This is a genomic window from Methanosarcina sp. A14 (assembly GCF_001729375.1).
GTDB classification, from domain to species: domain Archaea; phylum Halobacteriota; class Methanosarcinia; order Methanosarcinales; family Methanosarcinaceae; genus Methanosarcina; species Methanosarcina barkeri.
Map to the genome: position 1 here is coordinate 1 of NZ_LZPK01000302.1, position 2,720 is coordinate 2,720.

Genomic DNA, 2,720 nt, shown 5'->3' on the forward strand with positions numbered 1-2,720 from the left:
TGATTTAAAGGTCTTATTTGCTTTCTTTTTAACACTTTTTTATTACTGCCAATAATTGTCGGACAGCCTCTTTAGGTTGGGGTGGCCGCACGCAATTTGATTTAGTCGCTAATTGTTAGAGAGTTCGATAACAAAACATTTAAAGAATTATGTACCAGTTGTAAACTGGATAAAATATGCAGAGTTAGGAGAAGTTTGCAGACCGATCCTGAACCCTGCATACCCGAAGGCAAGAAGTAGGTTACTTTATAATTATTTAAAGTTTACTTAGTCTTGCCTTCCGACAATAATAAAGAAGGTAAGCAGAAATGAAAACAAGAAGATTAGCTAATACGAGTAAATTAATACTTAATGTATTATTATTGGGAATTTTTATAACGAGTTTAAGTTCTGTCGCTTTTGCAGAAACAGACACATCCCCAACAAGTACCGATGAACAAACATCTACACCCCTGAGTATAGATGAGGCAAAAGAAATTGCAGCTTTTTATCTGGTAGAACTCTCTGGAACAATACCTGAATTAGAGGAATGGGAAGATGCAGTTGTTGAACCTGACATTACATTTTATGACCTTGAAGGGAATATAACAGCATACTCCTTTGACGTGATGAAAAATAACGAATATGATGGTTTTATACTAATATCTGCTACCAAAAATAAATATCCAATTCTTGAATTTTCAAAGGGAAAACTCCAAAATAAAATCTCTACAATGACCAAGAAATCACAAAATGCAGCAGTAAACTATGCAAAGAAAAATAAGCTGAATGTTGTGGAAAGTGTACCTATCTACGAAGGCGCAACGTTCTACTATAGTCAATATAACCTTCAAGACAGCAAAGACGGGAATAAAAAGAAAGTTATTGTAGATCTTGTTACATCAAATATAATAAATGCAGAGGAGGAAAATACCTCAGCCAGTATGAATAAAGTAGAAACGGCCAAAAGTGATGAAATAAAAAAAGCGTGGGATGATTTAGAAAACAGAATGATAGAAAAAAGCGTGGGATGATTTAGAAAACAGAATGATAGAAAAAAGCGCTGATGTAGAAACTGTATCAAGTAGAGCGTCGACTATTAAAATAATGACGACTGTTCCTTTTGAGACTGTGTATATTGGTTGTTCTCCAACTGCATCTGCCATGGTTCTGGAATATTGGGATGCTCATGGATATCCAAATTTCCCAAGCGGTCATACATTAATACAAGAATTGGCAACGGCAATGGTCACTGATCCTATTACGGGTTCTACATATCATAGTCACATTGCTGGTGGTATAGAAACAGTTTGTCAAAATTATCAGTATACAAACTTTGATGCTGTATATAATAGTGATTTGTCTATGTCCGAAGCTGTGACAGAAATTAATGCAAATAGACCATTTATCCTAGGTATGACAAATGGTGGGGTTGGGAGTGGATATCCATCAACTTCACCTTATGGAAATCACTCTGTTACATGTATGGGCTATTCTGATGGGACGACAACAGATTATCTTTTCATTCATGATACTTGGGATGGTGTAAATACCCATAGTATCACTTTTGGAAGCTGGGACAGTGCAAGATCAACGTGGGTGAGACCTTAATCACCCATATTTTTTAAAAGAAGAGAATAATTATGTCTCGCTCACAAACTAATGCAAAATTAATATTTATCTTATTATTATTTTTTATTGCTTCAATAGTATATATTGAAGAAACAAATAATAAAGAAAAATATTCCAGTAATCCAACAAATATTAATGTACACCCTGGTGATTCGATACAGCGAGCAATAAACAATGCCAAATCCGGTGACACTGTTATTGTTTACTCAGGATCATATAAGGAGAATTTAGTTGTAGACAAATCCATAGATATAATATCGAACCCTGGAGAGTCAAATGATACTGTTATTCAGGCTGCAAACACAAGAAAAGATGTATTTCATGTAACTGCGAATGATGTGACAATCAGCGGATTTAATATTACTGGGGCAAAAAACAAAGCTGGTATATACTATAGCGGGTCTGATGGTAATATAACTAGAAATAAATTAGTTTATAACGAATATGGAATATTATTAAAAAAATCCAATAATATTTTAATTGAAAATAACACTCTTTTTCAGAATCAGTATGGAATTCATCTAGAAAACTCTAACAATAACTGGTTAAATAGAAACAATATCTCAAATGCTGATATAATGGTTGATATAGATGGTATTAGTCTTGAAGATTCTGATAATAATAAATTGATTAATAATATTGTATCAAACACCTGGAGAGGTATATATCTCAGTGACTCTTCAGATAATGAGCTTAATAAAAATTTAGCTTCAGCTAATTATTTCAGCGTCACCCTAGAAAATTCTGACAATAATAAACTTTTGAATAATACTATTAATTTGCATGGATATACATTTTCAATCAACCTTGGAAATTCTCAAAATAACATATTAAAAGGTAACACTGCAGGATTGAGTACCGAAATTAAAGTAGTATATAGTTTTGACAGTAAAAATAATACATTAGAAGGAGAGCAATATATTGTAAACGAGCAAGGAAGAGTGCTGGCAGTAGAATCAAAATGAATTAGTATAGACAGAAAACATTTGAGGCTATGCTATATCATTCTTGGGAGACGTCAAATATTTCCAATCCTTTTTGCTTTATTCCTCTATGATATTCCTCAATTTCCACGCCTTCTTTGCCAACTTCTCACGTTTTGATTCATC

Annotated in this window: 3 protein-coding genes; all 3 read left to right on the forward strand. The window is 33.2% G+C overall.

All coding sequences use genetic code 11. The features are described from left to right. Positions 1 to 308: 308 nt before the first annotated feature. The 3 genes from A9239_RS13500 to A9239_RS13510 are packed head-to-tail and all read left to right on the forward strand — an operon-like array spanning position 309 to position 2,576. The gene (locus A9239_RS13500; protein ID WP_141706470.1) at positions 309 to 1,013 is read left to right on the forward strand and encodes a hypothetical protein; all 705 of its coding nucleotides are present in this window, start codon (positions 309 to 311) and stop codon (positions 1,011 to 1,013) included. Positions 1,014 to 1,026: 13 nt separating this feature from the next. After that, positions 1,027 to 1,590: a C39 family peptidase gene (locus tag A9239_RS13505; RefSeq protein ID WP_048155791.1), complete on the forward strand. Its 564-nt coding sequence runs from the start codon at positions 1,027 to 1,029 to the stop codon at positions 1,588 to 1,590. A gap of 32 nt (positions 1,591 to 1,622) precedes the next feature. Next, positions 1,623 to 2,576 (forward strand): nitrous oxide reductase family maturation protein NosD, encoded by a 954-nt coding sequence (locus A9239_RS13510; RefSeq protein WP_069575344.1) that lies wholly within the window; start codon positions 1,623 to 1,625, stop codon positions 2,574 to 2,576. Positions 2,577 to 2,720 lie beyond the last annotated feature (144 nt).

Excerpts from the sequence above, each read along its gene's own strand:
- A9239_RS13510 (WP_069575344.1), top strand. The coding sequence starts at position 1,623 with ATGTCTCGCTCACAAACTAATGCAAAATTAATATTTATCTTATTATTA.
- A9239_RS13505 (WP_048155791.1), top strand. The coding sequence starts at position 1,027 with ATGATAGAAAAAAGCGCTGATGTAGAAACTGTATCAAGTAGAGCGTCG.
- A9239_RS13500 (WP_141706470.1), top strand. The coding sequence starts at position 309 with ATGAAAACAAGAAGATTAGCTAATACGAGTAAATTAATACTTAATGTA.